Source organism: Halobaculum sp. XH14, assembly GCF_032116555.1.
GTDB classification, from domain to species: Archaea; Halobacteriota; Halobacteria; order Halobacteriales; family Haloferacaceae; genus Halorarum; species Halorarum halobium.
Genome location: NZ_CP134950.1, coordinates 132916 through 158620, shown reverse-complemented (window position 1 = coordinate 158620; position 25705 = coordinate 132916). Strand labels below are relative to the sequence as shown.

Genomic DNA, 25705 nt, shown 5'->3' with positions numbered 1-25705 from the left:
GTGCATAGATTAGGTATATGAATTGAACGGATGGATTTGATGCGTGGGTTAGAATAGCTCTCGCGAGCAACGAAGAGACAGGCGAGAAATAGCGCTTCCTCTACCCACTATGAGGAACAGATATCACACAATAGGAAATTGATCAGTAGATCCTCCGTCACCAGAAAGGCAGAAATACCAGAGACGGCTCTAATCAGCAGCCTCTGTCGGTTCTTCCCAAGGAATATCCTGCTTATGGACTACTGCAAGCTTTGAGCTGTCATCGTCTTCGATTACACTGAGTCCCCGCTGAACGAGGGTATGCACCTGCCCAGCAGACTCTGGGAACGAAAATTGGTCATCCTCCGCGTCTGCGCGAAGCTCCAGATAGTGAAGATACAACCTGAACCTGGTATCCGCCCCAATCGGCCACCACACTGTGCCAATTTGACCATCGATCTGATCGTCCCACTGCTCCACTAGTTCACGAAGATCGTCGACGAGCTCCTCACCCGAGGCACGGAGGCGAAGAGATGGTTCTCCCTCACGCTCTATATCATCAATGACCTTCCGAAGAAGTGGCTCTGACTCCACGGCAGTCGGGGAGGTTTGATCCGCTTCGAGAAGCTGTTCTAAGCGCCGAGTTCCTCCCGACGGGCAGCGACAGCATACGCCACGTTGTACTCATCGTCTGGAAAAATTTCGTGCTGCGCTGGCTGCTGCGGTTGATGCACGGAATCGGTGGTGGATGAACTAAACAAGGTCTCGAAGAGGCCCATATTGGGCGTCCGAAAGGCATCTATAAGTACTTCGTGCCAACGTTCCCAGACACCTCGACTCGAATAGTTAGGACGGTTCGTATGAACCCCATCCCGCTATATGTAGAGCGACACCCACCAGTCGAAATCCTGGTTTACGTAATGTGCATCTAGAAACTAGCCAAGTACTTGATGAGTGGCTAACCGACTAGAAGCCACTCCGACCGAATCGTACCCGCTATTGACGTCTCAACAGAGCTTCTTCACTAGGTTGTGTGGCTCTCAATAATGAGGTTCGTTGATATAAACAGCAACTCCCTCTCGCGGCCGTGAGATATCGGTTATCCGGCCGGCGAAAGCTTATGGTAGCTCTTTTCCTATCAATTGGTGAGAATCGAGTGTCAAATACACTGCTCACATAGAAAAACACCAAGAGCATGAATAGAACACCTGTCTCCTCCAGCAACCTTCGAAGTGTCGGCTACGACTCCGCAACAAATACCCTGGAAATCGAGTTCCACGGTGGCCGGGTGTACCAGTACTTCAACGTCCCGGAATCGGTCTACAACGGGTTGATGAACGCCGCATCACACGGCAAATACCATCACCGACGCATCAAGGACAAATTTCCATATGAGCGAATCCGATAACACCGACCCATTCGAATTTGAGCAGCCGGAATTTGATCCCTCAGAAACCTCATTACGGATCGAAAACGAGGAACTCGCTGATCTTTCAGACCAAGAGTTAGATCGACTTGAACGAGCAGCGAGTGCGCTAGCGGAATACGAACAGGCCGCCGCCGACCGAGAGCGGGCAATAACTGAACGGGCGAACGCTGTCGCAGCACAGGAGAATGCCCGGGCAAAACGAGTGTTCCTTGAACGGATCGGCGAAAAGTACCTCCCCTATGCAGGTTTCCTTGTATTTGGATTCATCCCACTGGTCGTCGGTATGACGCAGGTGCTCCAATTCACGGACATCCGGCTCTGGGTCGGAAGTGGCATTCTCGGATTGGGACTCATCATTGCCCTCGCCCTCCTAGCCCTCGCTGACTGGGATCGGATATCCTCACTGCTTAACCGATAAATCTAGTAGAGCAGGTACTCGCGGAGAGTACGATTCTAGGATGTAGGCCCGTATCCAACTACCAGAAAAGTAGTCGGACAGATCGTGTTCCTGTCGCTGACTATCCTGTAATCCTGTAGAATTATACCAAGAGCGGGTAAACCTGCGCGGAAGGATGTACGATCTCACTGGCTTCCAACGTGATCTGCTCACGGTCACTGCAGGTATCGAGGAACCTCACGGCCTCGCAATCAAAGACGAACTCGAAAAGTACTACGAATCAGAGATCCACCACGGACGTCTCTATCCCAACCTCGATACGCTGGTCGAAAAGGGGCTCGTCGAGAAAGGAGAGAAAGATCGCCGGACAAACGTCTATACAGTTACCAAACGCGGTCAGCGAGAACTCGAAGCTCGACGTGACTGGGAACGCCAGTACGTCGATCTATAACTCGTACCGAGCGATTTCACTACAGCCGCACTCGGGACAGGATTCCTGGCCTTCATCTAAACTGGTCCCGCAAGACCGACATTCGAACAGTTCCGTTGTATCAGTCGAGCTCGGTGACAGCCGCTTTAAGACGCGTAACATAGAGACTCACTGTGGGTCGACGACGTCCCGACACTCGGGACATTCGGCCCAGACACCGCCTGCATACTCTATCAGCGTATGATGAGACAGAATCTCACTACCGCAGTGCGGGCAGTCACCGAGGTGTGGGGCCTGAGTGCTCATATGAATGTGAAGCGTGTGACGGAGGGACGCACTGCCCTCTGCTTCTCTCTAAGGGTACGGGCCCACATATATCTCAGTGAACCAAAGTGAAAGTGGTAGCAGAGATGAGTCTCCTCGACGAGAAGGCCATCTCAGCGAAGGAGGAGTGAAAATCACCAATACGGCATTTGCCAAGATAGCCCTCACCAGATCGAGGACGACGTATCGTGGCGGCACCTCCTCGCCAAGTCCGACCTCATAGATTGCGTTTATAGATTGGAGCGCTGTCCGATTAAATTCGAGGAGGATGCCGATCTGCTGTAAGCTCAGTAGTCGATGAAGAGACACATTGGTGTTCCCCAAAGTGGCTTAGTATGGATCAAAGCGCGATTCAAGATTCGAGAGATAGGCGCTTACAGTATCAATATCAGCCGGCAGCAACCCGATCTGTATTGGCCCCCAATCTTCACCTTTCGCTTCGAGTTCCGCTTCCAAGGAATTCAGCGTTTCTTTGTAGTAGTTTTGCTCGAAGTGAGGAAGCCGTTGATCCTCGTCGACCTCCTTCGAGACGAGGAGAAGTAAGTCAAGCAGCGCCTCAAACTCCCGTGAACGCTCCTCAAAGCGCGTATCTGACGGGATATATTCGGAGAGAATCGGTCGGACAGCAGATTTCAGACGCGGTCGCAGATTCCGATTTCCCCAGCCTCCGTCGGGAAATTCGGTCCCAATTTCCCACGGATGAATCTGCCGAAGCGGGGCAACATCACCCCGCAAGTTCTCGAGTTCAGGTTCACGCAGAACTGCTCGCACGGCATCCCAATTAGCAACTTCCATACCTGTGATGCCCACCGCGTACGAAAGATAAGCAATCGGATATCGCTGTCTAAGCGCCATCCACGACCCCATACGGGTACGGCTTTCAGGACTTGGCGGTGAGCCTAAGCGCTCGATCATATTTTCTAATGCGAAGCGACCACCGTTCTCGCCTTTCGGCCCCCAGTAGGCACACGTGGCAGCTGCGGTCGCCAAGACACTCAGTTCCTGTTCATAGCTCTCAAACCGCTGGTATACAGCGTCGCGATCAACCTCGTGATCAAGTGAATATCGTTCCTCGGAGAAGATCCGTTGATACACCCGTTCTGTTTCCTCTCGGAAGAGATCGCCGAGAGCAATGTTCTTCTCTGATTGGCTCAGATACCGTTTGGTGCGTTCCCGGGCGATTTCGTTAGTTAATGGTCCCTCGCGTTCTGCGCCTTCGAGAGCGCGGACGTTCTCCGTGAGCGTTGTAAAAAAGGCGGCTGCGCCATCAATAGGGATCTGTATTGCATCCCGGTCATCGATGATCGCACGTGCTTCGTCTTCCAAGCCGCCATAGTTCGCCCAGTATGTAGGATAGCGGTCACACGCGTTGTCCGTTAGAAGCTCCTGCAGGGCAGTATCATAGCGTGCTGACCACCCACAGACGATGAGCCCGTATTCTGAGAAAACCTGACTGAGAAGGTTCGCAACACTATCCTCGTACTCGTCAAGCTCGTCAGAGACGTTCTTCAGATTGACATCCTTGTAGTCACCGTTGACTTTGAGGATGAGCGATTCTTGATGTTGCAGCGGTTCTGCCTCTCGGACGTCCCTGGCGGATGATGTGACCAGCGGAGTGAGCTCCCGATCAATGAAGGAGTGCTCGAGTAATCGGTCAAAGTTTGTCGTGATGATGATCCCGATATACCCTTCCTCAACTAACCAAGCAATATTCTTGTGAGCCTCGGTAGGGAGTTTTTCACCTTGTTCACGTTCGAGAGCAGTCGGCTCGAAGTATTTTTCCAGCAGCGATCGTCGCTCTTCCTTTGATTGAGCGACCTGCTCAATGACATTGTCGTATCTCGCTTCTTCGTCGAATGTATTCTCATACCACTCGGAGGGGGCCGATTCGATCTCTTCGTCGTACTGGTCAGCAATTTTTCGGATGAGGTCCTGGACAATATCCCATCCAGTAGGGATGCCAGCCTCTGTAGAAGCTCCTGAACCCAGTAATAAGGCGAAGACGCCAGGGTTGTTTTTTACTGAGAAGGAAAGCTTTGTTTCGTTGTTGACCATGTCAGAGCATCCCAGTGGGAGCCAATAGTTCCATTGTTCGCACTCACGTTGCGACGGGGGCTCTGAGCACCGGCATCAACCCGAGCCCTCTGTGATTGCACCACTGGTCGATCACAAGTGGGCTCGCAACCGATATTTAAAGAAGTAGCTGGCAGTACTTCCACAGGCCATTTTTATACGATTTCCTACCCGACATATTGGTACAGATGAGCGAAAACGAACCGCTAGCGGACACACATGGGAGCCCCGCATACGCACTAACCGGAGCTGAACGGAGGTATATCCGGTCGGGAGACCCAGGGGGCGAATCGAAAACGAATATGGAGGCCCGAATCGAGACGAAGATCAACCGCCTCGGATATCGGATCGACCACCTGTTAGCGGACATTTTCTTACTCCACGCGAACGACTATCTCACAGAGGGGTCGTGGAAGGACGGATGGGTTGGTCTACTCGGATTCGACGAGTACCCCGTCCAACCGTCAACCCGAAGGAAAAGAGCCCCAGAGCTTACCGATTTTGAAGAGCCCAGCAATGACTCGGAGATCGTAGAAGCGTGTCGGATGGCCTCTGACACTGAGACAGACATCGGCCGTCCGATGTCGAGTACGAAGGAATTCGGCAGGGATATCGGTGAGCTAGCCCGGAAACTCTCACTTGCTCCGGGTGAGATGGACGAAGACGAAGTGCTACAAGATATTGCCTACGGCTTTCTTGAAGGGCTCTATTTCGACCACAGACCAGCCGGACTCGGTGATCAATTAATGCAGCAACGGCAAAAGTACATGAACGAGATCATTTCAGCCCTTCAAAAACAGCTCGAGCATGAGCTGACATACGATCGTGAATGGGCTGAATGGGAGCGTGAGTGGCGAGTGCAAGGCGATCTGTGGGATGAACATCGAACGGCGATGATCTCCCGGCTTAGAGAGATCCTCAACGAAGCACCGGAACCGATTGCCCCTCGACGATCGATGTCAGAGTTCCGTTCTCGGGTGCTCGAAAAGCGAGGCGATACTGACTCGCAGGAAACAGGAGTGAACGAGAGGGGTATCGACTGTCGGGATCTTCTCTTCGTTTTGATCGACAACAGCATCGAGTCGGATTATCCAGTCGGATCATCTGGACACTGGGGTGGTTTTCAAGCCGAACACGGTCCAGCAGAGCAGTTTGAGCTAGAGGAGTTCATCCAATATGACCGTGTGGTAACCCTAGTCGAAGAGTGTAGAATTCTAGAACGGAATATTTTGTATCGCCATTGTCGGACAGATGCCGATCGAATCCAGGAGAAGAAAACTCGCGGACTAGATGCGCTTGACGTATTTTCGGCCATTCACAACAGTAAGGGCGCGATCAGTTCGAAACAGATAGCACGGGATATCGGTTCCGAAACATCATATCAAGGGCAAGTCACCCAGATCTGTACGGATCTTGCGGGCCGAAAGTGGGAGCAGCGGCCTGTACTAACCGGGAGTAAGGATGGGTGGGAGCTGACCGCGTATGGTAGGTTATTGGCCGAATGTATGTTTGATGAATCACAGTCTGTCCTCATGCGGACGTTCGGACCAGCGGTTAGTACTGACTTGATTATCCAAGCGGCGACCGAAATTGACGAGAACCTCAGCTAAGAGTACGGCTGTAGACCCGGTGGAAAGATATGCTCCCCAATCTCCAGATGGGAGGTAAAGTGACTCTGTTGAAATCCTCAGTCGTCGATAGATCGTTGAGGCCGCGTTGAATATAGAGCACGTGTCTCGTTCGTAAAAGCTGACAGTGCAACGAATACGAAATTATGGCTAGGACGGCAGTACGGCCTGGCTGCTAGGTCTTGTTTCTTATCGTGTCTGGAATTTAAATGGAAGTATCAAATGATGGGCAGAGTAGGGATCATACCCCCGACAGAATCACGCATCATCTCCCAATTCAATCCTCACAGCTGCGTTGTCTCGGATAGTGGGGTTCTTCGAGAGGACAGAGGCCACAGCCAGCAGATACTCAGCCTCAATGTCCTCAGACGTCCCGTACGCACAATATAGCGGATGTTCCGGAATCTGCTCATTCGTAGGGGTCGCAGTTCTGTCGGGGAGCCACTCTGCTTGGTCTAACGGAAGACGAGTACACTGGTCAAGTCGAATGTAGTCTCCACGGATCGCATAACAGGCGTCCACATCCTCCCGATTGTCGGTATTCAGTCCTACCTCTTCGAGGGAATCAAAGGAGTCAGTGACGCTATTGATGGCTTGTCGTGACTGAACACCAAGAAATGGCTCAGATTGGGGAACATAGAGATGGGTTGGATCGTAGACCTCTGACAGCGGCTTTACGAGATTATTATGCGTAATCTCCGGAATCGACACTGTCGGGACATTATCGGCCTCATAAAGCCGATCGATCAAGAACCAGCGTTCTGCCTGATGGAAGCCGGAAACCACGGATGGAAGATTAACTTTGGATATCTCGGGGAGATCATCTCCATTTACCCAATCATACGGAATAGGGATCCGATTTGCACGAATCTCGAATGAGTCCTGATGACGATTCTGAACTGTCTCACCCTGTATTTCGCGTCCTATCACCGCGTTTTCCTCGTATTCGCTGCGGAGTTCTCGAACGAGATCCAGAGCTAGTTCTTCGTCCATAGCGCCTACATTCGTCCTGTCTCACTTGAAGATACAAGACGCATATCGGACAAAACACAGAACGTTATCCACCGATCAATCTCTTAGCGAGAGATGCCTTCCAATGACCACTAATCTCGAAAATGAGTACACGGAGGGTGCCAATACATCCGGCAAGCTAACGCTGAGAACGGCGAAGCGTAAGTGTTGGAGAACTACTACGAGAAGCTCTATCCGCTGAGTTGGTGATGACGATGCCCGATAAGGACGAGCTGGCGCTCTACGATGCCGTCAGTAATCTGGAGCAGGCGGGCCTGACCAGCAAAGTCGGTGACGATGACGGGACCGCCGTGTACACCGTTGAAGAGTTCGAACTGGCTTTGACGGTCCGCGAGACGGAAGTCTCGATCACGCCCGAACTCATCGAGGGAATCGCCCAGAAGAACGAGTCCCCCGCGATCGAGCGGGTCCTCGCAGACTACGGCATCATCACGTTCGCATTCGCATACGATCTCGTGATGGCACACAGTAAGGGACGTCACGATCCGGCAGATCGCGAGCCTCACAGACCTGTCGCCTGGACCCGTGTATGATTTCGTCGAAGCGCTCTATTCGATTCTCGATCTCGGTGACGACGAGTTGGCCCCGATGACGTACACTCCGGATGATTTCGACGAGGACGAAGGCAATCAACTCGAAGAAACCGCCGACGAGCAAACCGAATGACGAGGTATTCTCCACCCCCGTAATAGCGATCAACGCGTTCGTCACTTCTTCCACGCCAGCGATGACGATCCTGAGACCTGTTCAACAACATCCGGAGAGGGATCAGGTACGCACGCCTGCTGTACGGCCCTCGCCGTCGCCGCTCTCGGCCAACAAGTCCCCACATTGGAACTGAATCACGATCCGCATTACTAGGACTGTGACGGCTTCAAGACACAGCGAGCTGACGCGTTTATCGAAGTCAGTCGGAGTCACTCTAACCGCACCTCTAGTAAGACTTTTAACTGTTACCGGATTATTGGTAACCACCAGATGTACGAGGTTCTCGACGACACGGCGGCGCAGATTATCCTCGCCATCGAGAGTGGTGACTCCATCCGTCGTGTCGCCCAACACCTCCACACGCCGTACGAGACGGTGCGACAGGCCGTCAATCGGCTCGAAGACGCAGGCTACGTTTCCTATGACGACGGGCTTGCTGTCGTCGACGAGCACATCCGTGACGCAGCCCGCGAACTCGTCGCTGCCAGCGCCGGCGTCAGTCCACCCTCCATCGAGGAAGCCTATGTTATCCCTCAGTTCGGCGACTGGCCGTCCGCGTTTACGCGGATCGACGCCGTCTACGTGTGGACCCAAGGCGGCTACCAAGTAGGGCGGAATCCGGATGACTATCCACTGTTCCTCGCTGTTCGTGAGCAGGACGTCGACGCCTGGGAGGCGTTTTTCGAGTCGTTCGACCTCCCCACTGCTTTCGAGCGACAGCCCGGAGACGAGTTGGACGGTCCGCTGCAGATCGTCCTCGAGCCACGCACGTCACTCGATATCGAGTACGTCGAAGGGTACCCGGTGATCCCGAGAGCAGAGACAATCGAGTATATGCGCGAGAACTACGCCCAGTTCCAGTCGGCGCTGGCGATGCTCGACCGGATGTACGAGGACCTCGACCTCGGCGTCACGTATCGAGAGACTGAACGGGCACAGCCATGAGCTTCAACAACCGAAGTGACGCACTCATCGAGCTGCTCGAGGAGCTCACCCAACAGGGTCACGAGTACGTTCTTGTTGGCGGCTACGCTGTCTCAGCGTTCAATGCTCGCTTCTCCACGGACCTCGATATCGTCGTCGCGCCGGACTTCAAGGCTGACTTCGTCGAGTTCCTCGAACAGCAGGGATTCGAGGAAACGGACAGTCACGCCAAGAAATGGTTCTACGACACCGAAGTAATCGAGTACGAAAAGCGGCTCACGCCGCAACAGCCGATCGGCTTCGATCTCCTGGTAAACGGACTCGGGTGTCGCCAGACGGAGGCACAGTGGTCGTTCGACTACCTGTACGACCACAGCCACCAACAGGAGGTGAGCGGGGGCACAGTGACGACGACGGCCAGAGTCATCGATGGGGCCGTCCTCGTGGCGGCAAAGCTCCACAGTGGCCGAGAAACGGACCTCCGAGACGTCCTGGCAGTGGCTGAAGAGATCGACCTCAACGCTGTCACGCCCCATCTGCGGCGAGGGGACGACAATGCCCTACGGGAGCAACTTGAGCGTGGACTGGATATCTTGGAGAGCGACGAACTCAAGCACGGATTTCGGAGTGACTTCGGGGCCTCAGCTGTCTCAGAAGAAACGGTCACCGGTCTCCAAGAGTATCTGTCTGCACAGATTGACCACCTGAGCTGAATCGGTCGGGACTCCCTTGACCAGAAGTGAAGATAAGGCCCTTCAGCGGTGCTTGCAGTCAGTCAAAAAATTGGAGGGGTGGTTGTCAGTCGACCGTCGCTAACACACGGACATCCGTAGCTGAGTGTCGTTCCCGTTCAGTACGAGCACCGTGCTCGCGGAGGAACTCATCAATGCGGTCGGCAAGAGCCTCCGCATCCTCCCTATCGACGTGGACGATTAGCGTCGGACGCTCCTCGTCGCTGTTCTCAATCACGAGCGAGACATCCTTGAATTCGTCCGGCTGTCTATACGCCTCGAACTCATCGGCGACCTGGTTGGCCAGGTCGTCGAGTACCTCAATCGGCTCCTTTGTCATAGATTGTATTTCGGCTTTGGAGGGTTGTGCCATCGCGAGCGCGTGAAGAGAACGTGACGTGACTTTCAGAACCACCTCCATCAGACAAACGCGAACGGAGCCTTCTCACACCGATGGTTTACCGAGAAGAAGACCGATCCACAGAAGGGACAACAGGTTAGAGTGCTCGCGGATCGCTATCGACAATGCTCGCAAACGCGACGTTCTCCTGAACTTGTTCGATTTCGACTGTTGGCTCGTCGCCGGGCTGAGCGCCGGGAACGATCACGACGTACCCCCGTTCGACTTTTGCGATACCATCGCCCTGATCACCGACGGTTTCGATTGTCACGTCGCGCACTTCTCCCTCATCAACAGGAGGACCAGATGAATCATGGCTCGTGCTCCCCTGAGAGGCGGGATGCCGTGGGCTCTGTGGAGATGTTGATTCAGCTTCGGAGGATGAATCAAGAAGAGCGATGCGGTACGTTTCATCAACAGTCAGCGCCCCATGCTTGATCTCACTCGGTGGAATCTCGATGACGAATGTGCCATCCTCCTTCTTAATTTTCGCAGTGAACAGCGAACACAGGGAGTCTGAGATTTCTACCATAGCTGGGTTTGATACTGGATACAATTAATCGGTCTCTTTGAGAAGGAGCGAACTGGATCAGCTGTCCTCAGCTGGTTCTTCCCAAGGAATGTCTCGCTTGTGGACTACAGCGAGTTTCGAGTCGTCATCATCTTCTATTGCACTAAGACCACGCTGGACGAGAGTGTGAACCTGTCCAGCAGACTCCGGGAACGAAAATTGGTCATCTTCCGCGTCAGCACGGAGTTCCAGATAATGGAGGTACAACCTAAAGGTCGTATCTGCTCCGATAGGCCACCAAATCGTCCCTATCTGCTCATCTACCTGATTGTCCCAATGCTCTATGAGTTCACGGATATCGTCGACGAGCTCCTCTCCAGAGGTGCGAAGGCGGAGGGAGTATTCCCGATCCCGTTCCATATCTTCGATTATATCCTGAAGAAAAGGCTCAGCCTCCAGGGCGGTCGGTGAGGTCTGATCCGCTTCTAGAAGATGTTCTAACGCCCGAATTTCTTCAGGCCGAGCGGCTACAGCGTATGCGACATTGTACTTGTCCTCGGGGAAGATTTCGTGCTGACTCGGTTGCTGTGCCTGAGGGACAGTATCCCCAGTGGATGAGCTAAATAAGGTCTCAAAGAGTCCCATACGCTTCGTCCGGAGGGCACCCATAAGTATTTCCTGTCATATCAGACGGCAATTCTGGCGGCAGTGAACCGATTCACCTTGCCACTCGAAGAAGAAGCGGATTATCTTTGTATCGACAGACAGCGATGGATATGGTAGCAACACGAGAGAGGGCCCTTAGCGAACGCGAGTTCGAACTACTGTTAGAAGGTGCTGGGCGTATAGATGATACACAACAGAGACTCGAAACACGAGCGGCCATTCTCCTTGGAGGCCGTCTTGGACTTAGACCAGGAGAAACAACGCACTTGTCGAAATCGTGGGTTGATCGAGAGCGGCAGATGATCCAGATTCCCACACAGCAAAACTGTACGAAGGGGAGAGATGGCGGTATCTGTGGATACTGTCGACAGGCGGTGAAACAACGGCTGGAACACAATCCCAATACAGATTTCCAGAGCTTTGCTGAGCGTTATTGGCTCCCGAAAACGGAAGCCGCTTCCCGAACTGTTCCGTACCACTTTTCGTATCGAGTCCGAGTCGCGGTTGAATTACTACTTGACGAACATGGCGGCTGGCCGTATTCGTTCTCGACCTTACAGCGGCGACTGGAAACTGCCTTGGAACGGTCCCCAGAATTGTCTAACGACGCAACCTCATTACATGGATTACGTGCAACAGCAGCGTCTTATCACGCCGGAAGAGGCTTAGATCTTCCCGCTCTCCGAGCAATGTTCGGGTGGGAGGACATCACCACGGCACGTCAATATCTGAATGTCGACGGAGCGATGACCCGACGAGCGCTGGACAGCATTCATCAGTAAGCCTGAATGGACTAACATTCATGAACCGGCGTAGTGCTAGCTAAGAAGTTACTCCATTGGCCCTACGTCTCCAAGATGAGTGTATTTCTCAGCGACCTTCTCGAAGTACGCTTCCGTCATAATTCGAGGATTCGACACCCGATGAAAGTCATCAAGAACGAACTGCATTTCCTCCCTATCGAGTCCGTAGGCGTGGAAAGAAGCTGCATCAACTTCGGCCTGAAGTCGCCGACGCTCTGATTCCTCTTTAGCGGGATCAATTCCGCCGAGCCGTTCCCGCATCTCCTCGAACTCCTTACCGTAGCAGTTGAGTCGGGCCGCCCGGTCAGAAATATAGTGGAACCAGTTGTCGCCCTCTGTGAGACGCGGGACCTGTGATTCTTCCAGTTTGAACCGGACAATGTGTGAATCGACCTTCGTCCGCATTAGGTAATCGAACGGAATGCTGTTCAGTAAACCGGTGATGACGAACAGTTCCTTGTCATCGTAGGCACGTTCATAGATTGAACGCAGGGGATACTCTGAGAGATCGTCCTGCTCCGGATTGACTTCATATGGCGAAAATGTCTGGAGTGTGTGAACACAAACGAGCCCTTTGGGTAACACAGTCGAAATCATTGTCCGTTCGTCGGTAGGTCGGGCGATATCTCGGTAGATAATCCGGTATTCCGTGAAGTCTGGAAGGAGGTCATCCATACAGAGGTCCTGTCCACGGTGTTCCTGAAGAAGATCGTTGACGAATCCCTTCTGTGATTTGCTGGTCTTCGGTCCACCAAACGCTTCGTATATGTCCTTTTTCGGCGTTCCACCGTTGTACGCCCGTTCCCGAACACGGTATTTAGCGCTCAGATCAGGCTGATCTTCATCGACACTCCATAGTGAAGGGGAATCAAGACTCGAATCGAACGTATTGTCGTGCTGGAACTGGTGAATGTTTGCTCCACCGTACACAGGGTAGTCACCTTCATTTTCCTCTTCGACGAAGCGGTCAGACGCCCGTGATCGATCCAGTTCACGGTGCGGAGTGACGTTCCATTTATTGTCGATTTTTTCTCCCAACGGAGGGTGTGAGACAATACTCTCCAAGATACCCACTTCCTCAGGATGGGTAATATTGGGGAATATCCGCGCTTTCAACGAATATTGGGTTAGTACTTCTCGTGGGATCTCAACCGCTTTTTCGTCGAAATGACGGAGGACAGAAACATCATGTTGATCGAATATTCCCTTGATTTGCTCCGACTCCCCCTGGTTCTTGAACGTGAGAACAGCGAACTGATACTGTCGATGAAGATCACCGAATATTCCATGATTCTCGAAGCCAACCAACGACTGTATTTCCGCATCATTCAAAAGTTTCATCCGGAGATCTTTCGAGAAAGAGCCACTGAAGATCACTCCGGGTAGAACTTGCGCTACATACCCCTCGTCGCTCACGAGTTCGAACAATCTCTCAAAGAAGAGTGCCGCAAGATTGTTTTCATTTGGATCCTTCCGTCCATCAATAACAGGTTTCTGGAGGATGTATTCAGAACCATCAGTGAAGTACCGCATTTGCTTCTCTATCTGCTCTTGATACTCCTCCCATCCCTCGGCAATCTCCTCGTCTTCCAGCAGCTGTTTCTGCATCTCGTCCTTATTCGAAGGCATCCGGGACCGGAACTGCTCATCAAACTTGACGAAGTAATCATCGCGACTCGCTCGAAGCTGGTCCCAAGGAGGATTCCCGATAATAAGATCAAAACCTCCCTGGTCGTAGACTAGCGCGAATTCGAGAATCCAATGAAAGGGGTGGAATTCTTGAACTTGATCCAGAGTGATTTCAGCGCCGGCATTATGGAACTCATCTAGCACCTTGTTGTCCAGATTCTGACTGTAGCTGGTGATGAGCGACTCTGCCTGACGACGGGCGTTGGTTGCTTCTTTTGAGGAATTTGCCCGTTTGTGTTTCCGCTGAGCGTGGATTACGTCCTCATAATACTCGCTAACCGGTGTTTCTTCACCGATTCCATAGTTTGTGAGTGAGGTATCACCCTGTTCATTGACGGTTTCGATGAGATCTGTAAATCCAATTAGACTGTTCCCCTGCCGTATGTTGAAATCAATATTCGGGAGCGGTTCGACCTCCCCTGGCTCGTCTTCGATATCCGCAACCATCGAGAGCCACAAACGGAGTTTACAGATCTCCACAGCGCCCTCGTCGATATCCACCCCGTAGAGATTATCCAGAATAATCGAGCGTTTGGCGTATAGCGACTCCCCACCATGCCCACCCTCGATACGTTCTAATTCCTCACGACTACGACTCTCCAGCTCCCAGCCTTGCCCTTCAGCTTCGAGCCGCTGGAAATACTCAATGCATTGCATGTATAGGTCCATCAGCACCTCCTGTGCGGCGAGCAGGAAGGCGCCACTTCCTACGGCGGGATCGAGAATGTGTGCTTCCTTCAGAATGTCGTGGTATAGAGTCTCCACATGGCTGGTCTGGACGTTTCCCGTTGGAACTTGCTGAGTTATAGTTCCACCATCGGCAACAGCTCCTGCGCTACTATCTGCCTCGGGCACGGGGAATCCGAACACATTGTCGATCTCGTCGTAGTCTGCGTCCACAGCCTCGTTGAGTTGATCGAGCAGATATGGATGGATCGTCCGTCGGGCCATGAACCCCGTGATTTCTTCCGGTGTGTAGTACGCCCCCATCTCCTTCTGATTGACCGTTTGCTCGAAGATGTGGCCCAATATCGCTGGGGAGAGGTTCTTGGGATCGACGATATCGAGTCGTTCGTCTACGTTCCAGTTCCAGTCGGAGAGGAAGTCGAGGATATCGTCGAAGAGCTCGTTCGTTTTCTCGGCAGGGCCACCTAACTTCGCGTCCTGGAACTCCTCTTCGACAGGATTCCTTGCGAACAAGCCACCGTTCAAGTACGGAAGACTACCGAAATCAGGGTTCTGCTTGTCTTCTGCGAGGTATTCGAAGAAGAGCGGTTCGTAGAACTCTTCGTAGTGGTCACCGCCCTCGTCAACGACTTCATTCGGCTGTTCGTGAAGGTAGTTCGGGTTCCGATCAAGGAGGCGCTTTTCTTGGATGAAGTATAGGAATATCATCCGGTCAAGAATGACCTGCACATATCGTTGCTTCGCGTCACCACGGTCGTCGGGAATGCCCGTGACCTCTTGAATGAGATCCGTCCGGAGTTCCTCGAACTGTTCATAAAACTCTTTGACGACCTGTTGCGTGTCGTAGAGCGTATCGTATATCGCAGCAGAGGAACCGTACTCGATCGAGTTCAGCTTCTGGAGAATAGTGTTCTTCTCTCCGCTGTCCCGCGTGAACTGCTCCTTCGAGAACGAAATCTTTTGATGCTTAATTCGACCGTGCTGCTGCCCCTCCCAGCTTCGGACTCGCGTAATGAAGGTGAAGGTCTCGAAATCGTTGGTGGCAACGAGGTTGGTATGCCGTGAGCGATTTTCCGGTTTGAAGTCCGTGGCAGTCTCACCGGGGCCAGCATTGACGATGACGATGAATTCGTCATCATCAAGCTGGACTACGAGTTCGTTATCGCCCCCAAGTTTCGGGCGTGGTTTGAGCCCGCGTTTTTCAAAGGAGTTCGCTATATCCTGTAAAGAGTCCCAGCCCGCGATATCGGATGCGGTGATCTGCTGGAGAGTCATACCACCTGAAAGTTGCTTTACTCATATGAAAATGATGGATACGAGGGTGACTTTCGACTGAACTGGTCAATCCTCCCGTTGCGTAGTATGCAAGAAGCAGCTCGCATTTCACGAGCATTCGTAAATCAAGTCGAAAACAGCCAATAGCGAGACGCTCAGTTGATGCAATGCATTGAGTATTTCCAGCGGCTCGAAGCTGAAGGGCAAGGCTGGGAGCTAGAATCCAGAACGCGAGAAGAGATTGAGGAAATCGAGTCTGGAAAAGGCTCCTCATCACTGTACGCAAAGCGAACGGCCATACTCAACAATTTGTACGGAGTCGATATCGACGAAGGTGCTGTTGAGATTTGCAAGCTCAGGCTCTGGTTGTCGATGGTCGCTGATATCGAGGATGAACCGAGCGAGGTGGAGCCGCTCCCCAACATCGATTTCAACGTACGACAGGGCAACAGCCTAATTGGTCAACTCGATACGGACATCGAAAGTAACGAAGACGGAGACAGCGATCTCGATTCTTGGGAAGTGAAAACTCGTTTTGAGGACGTGAAAGAGGCCATCAAGAAGCACAAGAAAGCGGAGACCAGTATTGAGCTCAAGAATGGCGGAAGGAGGCAGAAGACAGAATAGAGGAACACCGGGACAAATTTGATGAAATCCTTCAGCGAGAATTTCAAGACGCTGGCTTTGACGACATAACGATCGAGGAAATTCGGGAGTGGTCCCCCTTCCACTGGCCGTTGGAGTTCGCCGATGTCTTCGAGAGAGGTGGATTCGACGTGTTCATCGGGAACCCGCCGTGGGACATGCTCTACGCGAATCGCGACGACTTCTTCATCCGCTACGATGAGCAGTTCCGTACCTATCCGTCGGAGGAAAAAGATGGTGTGATGGAAGAACTCCTCTCAAGCCCTGAAGTTGCGTGGGAATGGGAGGACTACAAGGAATCGATGGAAACTCAGGCAGACTTCTTCACGCAGGGAGATGTCTATAAGCTCCAATCTCCGGTGGTGGGGGGTCGAACGATGCCGACAAAGAACGAACTTTCGGCTCTATTTCTTGAGCGGGTATTCAGACTCTCCAGAGACGGCGTGAAGGTGAGTCTGCTCCTCCCGGGGACTATCTTCGGGGGAGTGATGGGGAAAGACCTCCGAACGCATCTACTGGATCACACAGACATAGAGAACCTCATCGGATTCGAAAATAAGGGAATCTTTGAGCAGATACATCGGCAGTACCGATTTGCAATTCTGACATTTGAGTATGGTGGAAGGACCAGTCGACTCCGAGGTATTTTCAATCAACGGAGTATGGACGTGGTCTATAATATCGAGGACGTGGCCGCAGAAATCCCACGACAAGTGCTTCTCAATTATTCTCCCGAGGGTAGAATTTTCCCCTCGATCACATCACAAGTCGAAGCCGATGTCCTCAGCAAGGTAGTCACTCAACCACCTCTAGATGAGAATATCGGAGGTGCTTGGTCTGTGGATATGTTGACGAAAGAATTCGTCGAGTCCACCGATAAAGACCGATTGCAAGATTCCCCTGATAATGCTGATTATCCAGTATATGGGGGTGCGAACATCCACCAATTCGAACACGATAATACCCACACAGAGAGTTTGGACAACCCCCGGTATTGGAGTCGGGGGATGTACGATCCACCGAATAGTGCCCAGTACCGTGTTCGAGAGAAAAAATTCAACCGGGGGAACCTCAAACGAGCAATCTACGACGCCTTTGGAGGTTCAGAGACGAGCAAGTCTCAAGTTCAATACGTAGATGAACTACTCGAAGAACACCGTAGTCACGGACTTGAGGAAGAAGATGTCCTGCTCGATTGCACTGAATACCGAATCGGCATTCGAGACGTTTCTCGATCCCGGGACGAGCGGACGATAATTGCTACGGTACTTCCGAAGGACGTCATCTGTCTCCACACCATTAACACGTTCAAGCCGTTCGCTATTGAGCCTAAAGAGGAACACCTCACAGAGTCCCCACTTCGGTCACCCTACGTCCGGCGATTTACGGATCAAGAACTCTTCGTGGCAACGGGACTCCTGAACAGCATTGCGTTCGATTTCCTGATGCGAACTAAAGTCGAGACGCACATCGTCAAGCGCGAGCTATTGGAATCCCAGCTACCACGGCTCACCGACGGAGATGACTGGTTCCATTATATCGCTGAACGAGCTGCCCGATTGAACTGTTACGGGAAAGAATTCAAAGAAATGCGTAAGCGACTCGGCGGAATCGAGGCAGCGGTAGAAGATCAAGAACGCAGAGAATTACAGGCTGAAATCGATGCGGCCGCATTCCACGCGTATGGCCTGGAACGTCGTGACGTGAAGTTTGTCCTCGACGACTTCCATCGCGTTGAGAATCCGAAGCTGATGGACGAGATGTACTTCGATCTGGTCTTGGAGAAATATGATTTACTGGATCAGAAGGGGCCCCTACCGTAGCTCCCGAATCACTGTCCGACAACTCCCCAGCATACGAGCTTCGCTTGTACATCACTCTCTCCCATCAGTTTCGTCTGGTATTCAGTAGAGGCTTCGACGTTCTCTTCCAAGAACTCCTCAAGCTGACTGAGGAACTCCCCGGTCGGCCACTCTGGGAAGGAGTCGTACTGCTCATTCTCGCGAAAGATCTCCCGTAGAATTCGGTCTTCATCCGTGTTCGCGAGCTTTACCTCCTGCAGCCGCTCTTCGATGTCGGTAGCCCATTCTCCCATTGTTTCGAACTCTTCGACAGGAGCTGGCTCACCGCCGTGGTTCGGCTGAACGTAGTGACTGATGAAATCGAGGATCGTCTCCTGTTCCTTCGAGAAGGCCTCTCCCTGTTTGAAAGCACCCTCAACTTGGCCTTCTCGAATCACCTCCAGACGCTCGTCAAGTACTGCTTGAATCTCACCGCGATTCGATAATACCGTCTCTGGATTTCCGGTAATCGGTTCGCCGTCAACTGAAGGGTCAATGTTGAGCGTGCTCACGGGCCGCTCTTTGACCTCGTCGGCGAAGGGCTTGTAGTAGAAAGCACGACGGACGCGACCAAGCGGGGACTCGTGGTCATCATCGTCGAACCAGAGGTGGGCAAGGGCGAATACGCCCGGACGAGGACCTGCATCGTGGTCAGTTACATTCGTGTAGAGGAATTCCCGTTCTTCCGGCGGGTCACCGAAGAAGTCCTCAGCGTACTCGAAGTCTTCCGCAGTCAGGTCGTAATCCTCGTTCAGTTCTCGCTTCAGAAGGTACCGCTCGAACGCAGCGTGTTCATTACTCCCCGCATTGCGGAGGAGCGGATTCTTGCTCGTGTCGTCGAGTTCATTCACGTCGTCAATTTCACGAGACTTCTGGAGAGAGTCCTCGATCTCGTCCACCTGTAATTCCCCGATAGTCTTCTCCGTATCTACACCTGTCTTTTCAAGAACCTGATCTTCGTTCGGATCAAGGATGTTGTTCTCCTTTCCGACAATGAGCGCGATATCGTTGATCTTTGCCTGTAGGCGTTTCAGGAGCTTGATCGCCGCCTCGATGTCGCCGTCCGGGTAGAAGTTGTGGACGTGTTTCTCGGCGGTACTCCCGATCCGGTCGACTCGCCCGACACGCTGGACAATCCGCATCGGGTTCCACGGCAGGTCGTAATTGACCACCACATGAACGTCCTGAAGATTAACCCCTTCACTCAGCGTGTCAGTGGCCACTACGTACTGTAGCTCTGAGTCCCCCGACTCGGCGAGCGTTTGCTGGTAGCCTGACGCTTCGGGTGCAAAGCGTTGAATGATGTCCTGCTTATTCTCGTCACCGCCCTTGACGACGGCACTGTTCGCCTCTGTGAGTGGTGAATCCTCGTTGTCACAGAGGGTTCGATAGACATAGTCTGCAGTTGCCCGATACTGCGTGAAGATGAGCACCTTCTGATCGTGATTCGTGAGGACATCTGCAAGTCGGTCGATCTTCGGGTCGCGGAACTCGCGGAGTGAAAAGACGGCCTCGTAAAAGTCGCGTGTGGCAGGGTCGACTTCGCTCAAGTCACTATTCGGGTAGAGAATCGGATTCATCTCTTCTTCAGGAATATCTGGGAGGACACCAGCGTCGTGGTCAGCGAGCCATTGCCGCGTGGAAACCGCATAATCACTCACATCACCCGCATCCCGGGCGACATCACCGATGAACTGCGAGAGGAAATACGATAGAAGAGTGAGGTCCTCCCTAATGTACGTCTTCACCTCGCCGATGGTGGCGTCTGCCAGTTCATCTCCCTCGGTATCAGCTCCTTCTTCCGATTGAATAGCGGTGGTATCGAAACCAAATTCTTCGAGTGTTTGTTCGAGATCTTCAGCAGCGTCGGCTCCTTCGACAAAGTCACCGAGTTCAGAGTCATCTCCCTCCCGAACAGTTCGGAGCATATCGATATCTTCGTCCTCAGGGAGTTCACCAAGAAGGCCGAGAAGCTGGCGTTCGCTCTGATGCAGCGTCTCGATCGACTGGACGAACGCGTACGTTGAGGACTCGAGCCGTTTGAGGAGGTTCAGCTTGTAGAGGGCTTTCAGCGTGCTCCCTGCTTTCGGATTTTTGACTGTGATGTGGGGAAGGTGGAGGGCGTCCATCACGTCGGGAAGCATCCGATATATTGGCTGGTAGGCCGCCGGCAGGGAGTACTGTTGCTTGTTGAGTTTCGGCGGCTTGAAGCTCATCTCGAAGTCTTCGCTGTCCTGAATCTGATCTTTGACGTGCTTGCGCGTCCGGAGAACCATCACTTCGTTCAGGATATTCGAAATCTCAGAGGAGTGTCGCTGGAGCTGCTCGGTGATTTCTTGCTGTTCGTCGTCGCCGACCTCCTCTTTCCCGGATGCGATGCGTTTTCGCGTCTCCGAGAGTTCGATATATTCGTCGAACGCATCAAAGTCGAGTGACGCCTTGTTCCGAAGTTCCTCCGGGCTGGTGAACAAGCTGATGAGGTTCTTTAGGTCGGTAGCGCTGTTATTAATCGGGGTCGCGGTCAGCATAATCATCGTCTTTCCGCGGAGTTGCCTGAGATTCGCGTGTCGTCGCGTCCCCTTGTAGTCATCATCGTGGTCCGGATTCGGTCGCCATTTCCCGTAGTTCCGGAACCGGTGAGCCTCGTCGATAAGCAGGACGTCGAACTCGTCTTTGAGGTCCTGCACCTCGTCGTAGGAGAGATTCTGGAACTTGCTGATACTCATCACGTCAAGGTGCGTGCCGTCTACCTCTAACCCGAAGTACGGATTGCCGTCTTCGTCAGTGTCGTTCTGGAGTAGGTCTTCCCACTGATCAGTCAGGTTTGCCGGGACAATGAGGAGACAGTGGTCGCCACGTTGGCGGTAGTCGTGGAGGAGTTCACCGCCAATAAATGATTTCCCCAGGCCGACCGAGTCGGAGACGATGCACCCGTTGAACTGTGAAAGCTTTTCCTTTGCACTCTCGTACCCGAGCTTCTGGAAGTAGTACAGTGGGCTGTCACGGATGTTGACGTTCCCACTCAGTTCGTCGTAGGCGAGCAGCTTGTAGAGCTCGAACGGTTCGAGATACGTGCCCAGCTCCTCAGATGACGTCTCCTGGTCGGACTCGTCCTCCTGCTGTTCCTTCCAGTCCTGGTACTCCTCGCTGTTCTCGATGATTCGGATGATCTCTTCACTGAACTCCTCGGCGTTGGCCCACTGGTTGTCGTACCACTCCTCGAACGCTTCGGCCTTGTGTCGATCCTGACTCGTGAGGTTCAGCTCGATGTTGTTCTGGTGGCCGCTCTTGGTGAAGTTCGAGGAGCCGACAACTGTAGCGCATGGGCGGGTGTCTTCATCCTCGTCTTGTCCCCAATCTTCGTCATCTTCGAGTGGCGCTCGAAATGAGGCACCCTTTGCGTGGAAGTAACCGTTTTCAGGATTTCGCACACGGACGCTCACCTCGCCTTCGGCGATAAAGTCTCGTAGCCGGTCTAGTCGGCCAATTTGAGCGTTATTCAGCTCCGAGATGCTTTCTCTCACCTCTCTTTTGAGCTCCTCTTTGAGATTCTGTCCCTCACCGATTTCGTCAGCAGTTCCCCTATTCGTCTGACGGCCCATCAAAATCCGAAGCGGAGCGTGGCCGAGCTCATCGGGGTCAGCCAGGTTTTCAAGGTCTTCCCGGTAGAGGTCAAATCCTGAGAGATAAAAGTAGCCAGTTGCGATACGGCCTTCCTCGATCTGAGGAATAATCCGCTTGTAAGCGTCTTCTAGTGTTCTGTTAGCGTTATCGACAAGCGGAGGAAGTGAGAGCATCGTAATGCAGAGATGTATTCAGTACGCGAACTTAGTGTTTAGTGACCTCCCTACAGAAATAGCACCAGACAATAGCCAATCAAACTGGCCGAAGATCCCGCCAGCGGACGTCAACGGTGTCACCATTAGCGATTTTAACCCGAAAAAGATAGCCCTCTCGTTGATCATCAGTCACAGCCCCCGCATCGTCTGAGATGATCTCAACGACTGTTCCTCGACGTCCATGGAGGCGCTCGTGATCTGGATCTGTCTCGTCCGGGATATCGATTCGGACCGAATCACCGGTTTCGAAGCGTCTCATAGTATTCTCAGCGGGTTTGAATCCTAAAGAGGATAGCTAAGCCGAGCAAGAGGACGCCACCAACACCAAAACCAACCACCGATGGGTCCGGCAGTGATGGGATGAACCTCTTCACTTGGGGAGTAAAAATGAATCCTCCGGCATACCCTCCGACAGATATGTATCCAGCAGCCAATAGGCGGACGAACCACTGTTCCACAATCGTATGTGAGCGGTGGTCAGCATCTTCAGCTGGACGGGGATCAACGATTTCCGGGTCAGGCTTCTCTCGCTTCAAATATCGCCATTCATCGAGATACATACGAACAGGCAGGACCGACTCGATCTCATTCAGGATGGCGTATCGAGCTTTGTTCAGCCGGCGGTATGATTGAAGACTCTGATACCAGAAGTAGCAAATCAGACTGCCGAATCCTGATGCGAAGAGAACGATCGCAGCGTTAGTGGTTGTGAGATTGCCGCGGGCGAGAGCAAAGAGACCGGCCAGTATCGAGGTTAAAATCAGACCGAAAAAGCGGTTCATCTGGACTCGCTGATTGGCTGTCTCGATCGCAACCTCCCCGTAATGTATGTACTGCTCCATCAGTCGATTCTTCTCGTCCTCACTTAGATTAGCCAGCGGTCCAGTTGTAACATCTTCCTCCTCAGATGGCTCAGCAGGGTCCCCTCCAGTGACCTCTTCAGAGTGTTCAGGTTCTGTTTCGGGCGTGTCTCCATCGTCAGTATCGGCGCCATCCTCTGAGAGATCAACCGCCGCTTCGTCGGTTGAATCAGGCATATTCAGCGAGTGCGTCGACAAGCGAGGCCTTTCGCCATCCTACCTGAGTATCTGCGACTTCTTGGATTTTCTCGGGGACCTTCGATTGTCCCTCTGGAATGATTGCGATCACCGGCTTGTCCAGTTCATCGGCGAGTTCCAGCTCCTCCGGGATCCAAGTGCTGTGAGCACCGTACATTCCACTACTTACGACGACAACCGACGCCGTTTTCATCTGGTTCCGGAGTTCAGAACGAAGGGCAGACTCGGTATCCACGGGCAGGGGGTCAGTTGAAGGGACACTATGATTCTGCCACTTGAGCGACGGAACCTCATCAAGGAAATCAACGATACGCTCGTAGTGTTCGTCGTACTCCCACGAGTGGGAGACAAAAACGTTGTACTGCTTGTCCTCAAGTCGAGTTGCAGCGCGTGCTAAGCGAGGGAGTGATTGCCCAGTATTTCCGCCTGAGGAGGAAGAGGACTCTTGAGTCGACGAGCCTGCAGAGGCAAAGGCTTCCAGCCCTTTGTAGGCAGCATATAGGAGCAAAGCACCGCCAGCGATTTTTTGTCCAGACGAGAGACCCTGCTGGTTCTGAGTGTCGGTAGAACTGCGGCTCAGGGAATTGTCGGTCGGGACAAGGCCCGACTGTTGGTCATTCGGCTCGAAGAGCGATGGTTGAGAGGAACTGAGCTCAGGGAGACTGTTATCCCCAGATTGCGTTACTGTATAAACGGGGCCGAGTTCTCGAACGGTGAACTCCTTTCCGAGATCGTTCCCTTTGTAGGTCGGCAGTAGGCGGTCTCCATCATCGCGATAGAATCCGGTAGGTAGATCGTTAACAGCTGACTTCAGAACGAATCGAACAGCTGATTCGGGGTTTGGACTGCCACGAATATCATCAAACGCAGCCTCCCAGGTGGTTTTCAATGGGGAGGAGGTGTCTTGGCTCATAACCGTATGAACAATCCGTTTTTAAATAGTATAAGTTCTTCCCCCTGGAATATCGGCAGATTTGGATTCCGCATCAGAGAGGACCATAGTACTAAACGGGTAAGCCGTCAACAATTCGCATATAGTTATGAGCTTCAACAGCAGATCTTCAAGCAACCGTCGGAGCGAATACCGACTGTTCATCTCGCACTCTTGGGAGTACAGCGACGAGTACAATCGGATGGTAGAACTACTTCGCGACTACCCGAATTTCAGTTTCCGGAACTACTCAGTACCGAAGGTGGATGAGATCGATGCTGACACCGAAGAGGAGCTGGAACAGGCGCTCCGGGAAGACCAGATCAAGCCAGCTACGGTCGTAATAATACTCGGGGGAATGTACGTAGCACACAGCAAATGGATCAAGAAAGAAACTATTTTAGCTGAAATCGAGAGCAAGCCTATTCTGGGTGTTACACCGCGCGGAAACGAGCAGATGCCCAATTTCGTTGAAGACCACGCAGATCAGATCGTGGGTTGGCAAGGAAAGAGTGTGGTAGAGGGAATTCGAGACCTGGCTGATTGAGTTGATGAGAGCGTGGATGAACTATTGAGGGAGAGTCTGGCTACCGTCGAGACTATTTCCGACTCCGCGAATCGGGTATAGTTCGATCGCTTCGTACTCACCGTCACCGTCAATATGACCCAGTTTTGAAAACAGAGATCGGCTCTTGTCGTTCGGTTCGTCGATGTAGTAGACACCATCCTCGCAGTACTCCTGGCACCAAGTCTGAATCAATTCCTCAGCAATCCCCCGGCGCCGGTAATGATCCCGGACATACAGCTGTCGAAGAACCTGTATTCCATCCAGCTCTTCCCAAGTGACGTATCCAGCCGCGTCGTCATCTCGAATATAGAGCAATCCCTGGTGGTTCTCAGGGATATATCGGGCAAAAGAAGAACTCGTGTCACCACCATAGCTAGTCATCGCGCCGATGACTCGTTCTGTTTTGTCTATTGGTCGACCATCAGAATATACGAGAAATGAATCTTCGGCACCGATCTCCACGATGTCATCCGGAGTCGAATTCGTGAAGAGCCACTCAGCACTGAACACCTCATCAAGATCGATTCTACGACCCTGATACTCGATACCATATAAGCTCATACAGTTATGGCAGCGAAATTCTGCTGATTCCTCGATTTCGGACATTCCCGGAACACGCTCAATTGACGGGTCGTCAATCCCTGAGCAATTGCAGTCCTGTCTAAGTTCCTCAAATTTGTCCCCCTTCCCAGATTGACTATACGGAACAAATCCCATCTTCCAATGCTCCTCTAACTTCTCACCGAGTTCCTGAGCGAGTTTTTGAACAACTCTCGCGTCTGTTCCCACAAATGCAACGACAGCATCAAGGAGGTCGTCTACGTGAATAATCGGGTCCTCGGACAACTCATATTCTGTGAGCAATTGCCAGCCATTAGGTGCCCGGTAGATCATCCGAAGATCATCTTCACAGAGAAGGGAAACAGCGACGACCTCAATCCCGTCATCAGCTTCGATATAGAGAGGAATCGTTTGACCAATTTCTTCACGTTGAACAAGAGTTTCGAGCCAAGCATAGTCCCCGAGACCCGCAGGAAGTGGGATATTCAAGCTCATTTCCGTATCAGAAATTGCTCTGTTTCGTTATAAATGATAGGCGACCACCACTATGTAGATATATAAAACCAGCATACCACA

At 52.5% G+C, this 25705-nt stretch carries 25 protein-coding genes; 12 read left to right on the top strand and 13 right to left on the bottom strand.

Annotated features, from left to right (window positions below; genetic code table 11):
* Window positions 1-189: 189 nt before the first annotated feature.
* The gene (locus RJT50_RS17725; RefSeq protein ID WP_310930782.1) at window positions 190-573 is read right to left on the bottom strand and encodes a hypothetical protein; all 384 of its coding nucleotides are present in this window, start codon (window positions 571-573) and stop codon (window positions 190-192) included.
* Between the two features lie 601 nt (window positions 574-1174).
* On the opposite strand from RJT50_RS17725, the gene RJT50_RS17720 reads away from it, so the two are divergent.
* From RJT50_RS17720 to RJT50_RS17710, 3 genes are all read left to right on the top strand, one after another.
* Window positions 1175-1387, top strand: coding sequence for a KTSC domain-containing protein (locus RJT50_RS17720; protein ID WP_310930783.1), 213 nt, complete (start codon window positions 1175-1177; stop codon window positions 1385-1387).
* Window positions 1371-1826: a hypothetical protein gene (locus RJT50_RS17715; RefSeq protein ID WP_310930784.1), complete on the top strand. Its 456-nt coding sequence runs from the start codon at window positions 1371-1373 to the stop codon at window positions 1824-1826. Before RJT50_RS17720 ends, RJT50_RS17715 begins: the two co-directional genes overlap by 17 nt.
* A 154-nt stretch (window positions 1827-1980) precedes the next feature.
* On the top strand, window positions 1981-2256 hold the full coding sequence (locus tag RJT50_RS17710; RefSeq protein WP_310930785.1) for a PadR family transcriptional regulator: 276 nt from the start codon (window positions 1981-1983) through the stop codon (window positions 2254-2256).
* A gap of 147 nt (window positions 2257-2403) precedes the next feature.
* Here RJT50_RS17710 and RJT50_RS18780 read toward each other — a convergent pair whose 3' ends face one another.
* Together RJT50_RS18780 and RJT50_RS17705 are read right to left on the bottom strand one after the other, a co-directional pair.
* The gene (locus tag RJT50_RS18780; protein WP_458262304.1) at window positions 2404-2541 is read right to left on the bottom strand and encodes a DUF7837 family putative zinc-binding protein; all 138 of its coding nucleotides are present in this window, start codon (window positions 2539-2541) and stop codon (window positions 2404-2406) included.
* Between the two features lie 348 nt (window positions 2542-2889).
* A complete protein-coding gene (locus tag RJT50_RS17705; protein WP_310930786.1) occupies window positions 2890-4614 on the bottom strand; it encodes an SIR2 family protein in 1725 nt (574 codons plus the stop codon).
* Window positions 4615-4820: 206 nt separating this feature from the next.
* Here RJT50_RS17705 and RJT50_RS17700 point away from each other — a divergent pair, with 206 nt between their 5' ends.
* A complete protein-coding gene (locus tag RJT50_RS17700; protein ID WP_313696101.1) occupies window positions 4821-6242 on the top strand; it encodes a hypothetical protein in 1422 nt (473 codons plus the stop codon).
* Between the two features lie 276 nt (window positions 6243-6518).
* On the opposite strand, the gene RJT50_RS17695 is transcribed toward RJT50_RS17700, so the two are convergent.
* Entirely contained in the window at window positions 6519-7253 is a 735-nt protein-coding gene (locus RJT50_RS17695; protein ID WP_310930788.1) for a hypothetical protein, read from the bottom strand.
* Window positions 7254-7480: 227 nt separating this feature from the next.
* Between RJT50_RS17695 and RJT50_RS17690 the strand changes: the two genes are divergently transcribed.
* The 4 genes from RJT50_RS17690 (at window position 7481) to RJT50_RS17675 (ending at window position 9637) form a co-directional block, all read left to right on the top strand.
* Window positions 7481-7825, top strand: coding sequence for a hypothetical protein (locus RJT50_RS17690; protein ID WP_313696100.1), 345 nt, complete (start codon window positions 7481-7483; stop codon window positions 7823-7825).
* On the top strand, window positions 7818-7958 hold the full coding sequence (locus RJT50_RS17685) for a hypothetical protein (protein WP_313696099.1): 141 nt from the start codon (window positions 7818-7820) through the stop codon (window positions 7956-7958). The genes RJT50_RS17690 and RJT50_RS17685 overlap by 8 nt, the downstream gene beginning before the upstream one ends.
* Before the next feature lie 312 nt (window positions 7959-8270).
* Entirely contained in the window at window positions 8271-8945 is a 675-nt protein-coding gene (locus RJT50_RS17680; RefSeq protein WP_310930790.1) for a helix-turn-helix domain-containing protein, read from the top strand.
* The gene (locus tag RJT50_RS17675; protein WP_310930791.1) at window positions 8942-9637 is read left to right on the top strand and encodes a nucleotidyltransferase domain-containing protein; all 696 of its coding nucleotides are present in this window, start codon (window positions 8942-8944) and stop codon (window positions 9635-9637) included. Before RJT50_RS17680 ends, RJT50_RS17675 begins: the two co-directional genes overlap by 4 nt.
* An 85-nt stretch (window positions 9638-9722) precedes the next feature.
* Here the strand turns inward: RJT50_RS17675 and RJT50_RS17670 are convergent, their stop codons facing one another.
* The 3 genes from RJT50_RS17670 to RJT50_RS17660 form a co-directional block, all read right to left on the bottom strand.
* The gene (locus tag RJT50_RS17670; RefSeq protein WP_220581122.1) at window positions 9723-9995 is read right to left on the bottom strand and encodes a hypothetical protein; all 273 of its coding nucleotides are present in this window, start codon (window positions 9993-9995) and stop codon (window positions 9723-9725) included.
* Between the two features lie 157 nt (window positions 9996-10152).
* A complete protein-coding gene (locus tag RJT50_RS17665; protein ID WP_310930793.1) occupies window positions 10153-10587 on the bottom strand; it encodes a TRAM domain-containing protein in 435 nt (144 codons plus the stop codon).
* A gap of 57 nt (window positions 10588-10644) precedes the next feature.
* Window positions 10645-11211, bottom strand: a complete 567-nt coding sequence (locus RJT50_RS17660; protein WP_313696098.1) for a hypothetical protein — start codon at window positions 11209-11211, stop codon at window positions 10645-10647.
* 125 nt (window positions 11212-11336) lie between these two features.
* On the opposite strand from RJT50_RS17660, the gene RJT50_RS17655 reads away from it, so the two are divergent.
* The gene (locus RJT50_RS17655) at window positions 11337-12014 is read left to right on the top strand and encodes a tyrosine-type recombinase/integrase (protein WP_313696097.1); all 678 of its coding nucleotides are present in this window, start codon (window positions 11337-11339) and stop codon (window positions 12012-12014) included.
* Window positions 12015-12062: 48 nt separating this feature from the next.
* Here RJT50_RS17655 and RJT50_RS17650 read toward each other — a convergent pair whose 3' ends face one another.
* The gene (locus tag RJT50_RS17650) at window positions 12063-15686 is read right to left on the bottom strand and encodes an Eco57I restriction-modification methylase domain-containing protein (protein WP_310930795.1); all 3624 of its coding nucleotides are present in this window, start codon (window positions 15684-15686) and stop codon (window positions 12063-12065) included.
* A 162-nt stretch (window positions 15687-15848) separates the two neighbouring features.
* Between RJT50_RS17650 and RJT50_RS17645 the strand changes: the two genes are divergently transcribed.
* A complete protein-coding gene (locus RJT50_RS17645; protein WP_313696096.1) occupies window positions 15849-16313 on the top strand; it encodes an Eco57I restriction-modification methylase domain-containing protein in 465 nt (154 codons plus the stop codon).
* Window positions 16314-16423: 110 nt separating this feature from the next.
* Window positions 16424-18154: a hypothetical protein gene (locus RJT50_RS17640; RefSeq protein WP_313696095.1), complete on the top strand. Its 1731-nt coding sequence runs from the start codon at window positions 16424-16426 to the stop codon at window positions 18152-18154.
* An 8-nt stretch (window positions 18155-18162) separates the two neighbouring features.
* On the opposite strand, the gene RJT50_RS17635 is transcribed toward RJT50_RS17640, so the two are convergent.
* The 4 genes from RJT50_RS17635 to RJT50_RS17620 form a co-directional block, all read right to left on the bottom strand.
* Complete coding sequence (locus tag RJT50_RS17635; protein WP_310931041.1) at window positions 18163-21969, bottom strand: helicase-related protein; 3807 nt, start codon at window positions 21967-21969, stop codon at window positions 18163-18165.
* Between the two features lie 79 nt (window positions 21970-22048).
* Entirely contained in the window at window positions 22049-22270 is a 222-nt protein-coding gene (locus tag RJT50_RS17630) for a DUF8139 family protein (protein ID WP_234299888.1), read from the bottom strand.
* Window positions 22271-22277: 7 nt separating this feature from the next.
* The gene (locus tag RJT50_RS17625) at window positions 22278-23048 is read right to left on the bottom strand and encodes a RipA family octameric membrane protein (RefSeq protein ID WP_310931040.1); all 771 of its coding nucleotides are present in this window, start codon (window positions 23046-23048) and stop codon (window positions 22278-22280) included.
* A complete protein-coding gene (locus tag RJT50_RS17620; RefSeq protein WP_310931039.1) occupies window positions 23041-23982 on the bottom strand; it encodes a TIR domain-containing protein in 942 nt (313 codons plus the stop codon). Before RJT50_RS17620 ends, RJT50_RS17625 begins: the two co-directional genes overlap by 8 nt.
* A gap of 127 nt (window positions 23983-24109) precedes the next feature.
* Here RJT50_RS17620 and RJT50_RS17615 point away from each other — a divergent pair, with 127 nt between their 5' ends.
* Window positions 24110-24547: a TIR domain-containing protein gene (locus RJT50_RS17615; RefSeq protein ID WP_099254180.1), complete on the top strand. Its 438-nt coding sequence runs from the start codon at window positions 24110-24112 to the stop codon at window positions 24545-24547.
* A gap of 21 nt (window positions 24548-24568) precedes the next feature.
* Here RJT50_RS17615 and RJT50_RS17610 read toward each other — a convergent pair whose 3' ends face one another.
* Window positions 24569-25624: a GNAT family N-acetyltransferase gene (locus RJT50_RS17610; RefSeq protein WP_313696094.1), complete on the bottom strand. Its 1056-nt coding sequence runs from the start codon at window positions 25622-25624 to the stop codon at window positions 24569-24571.
* Window positions 25625-25705 lie beyond the last annotated feature (81 nt).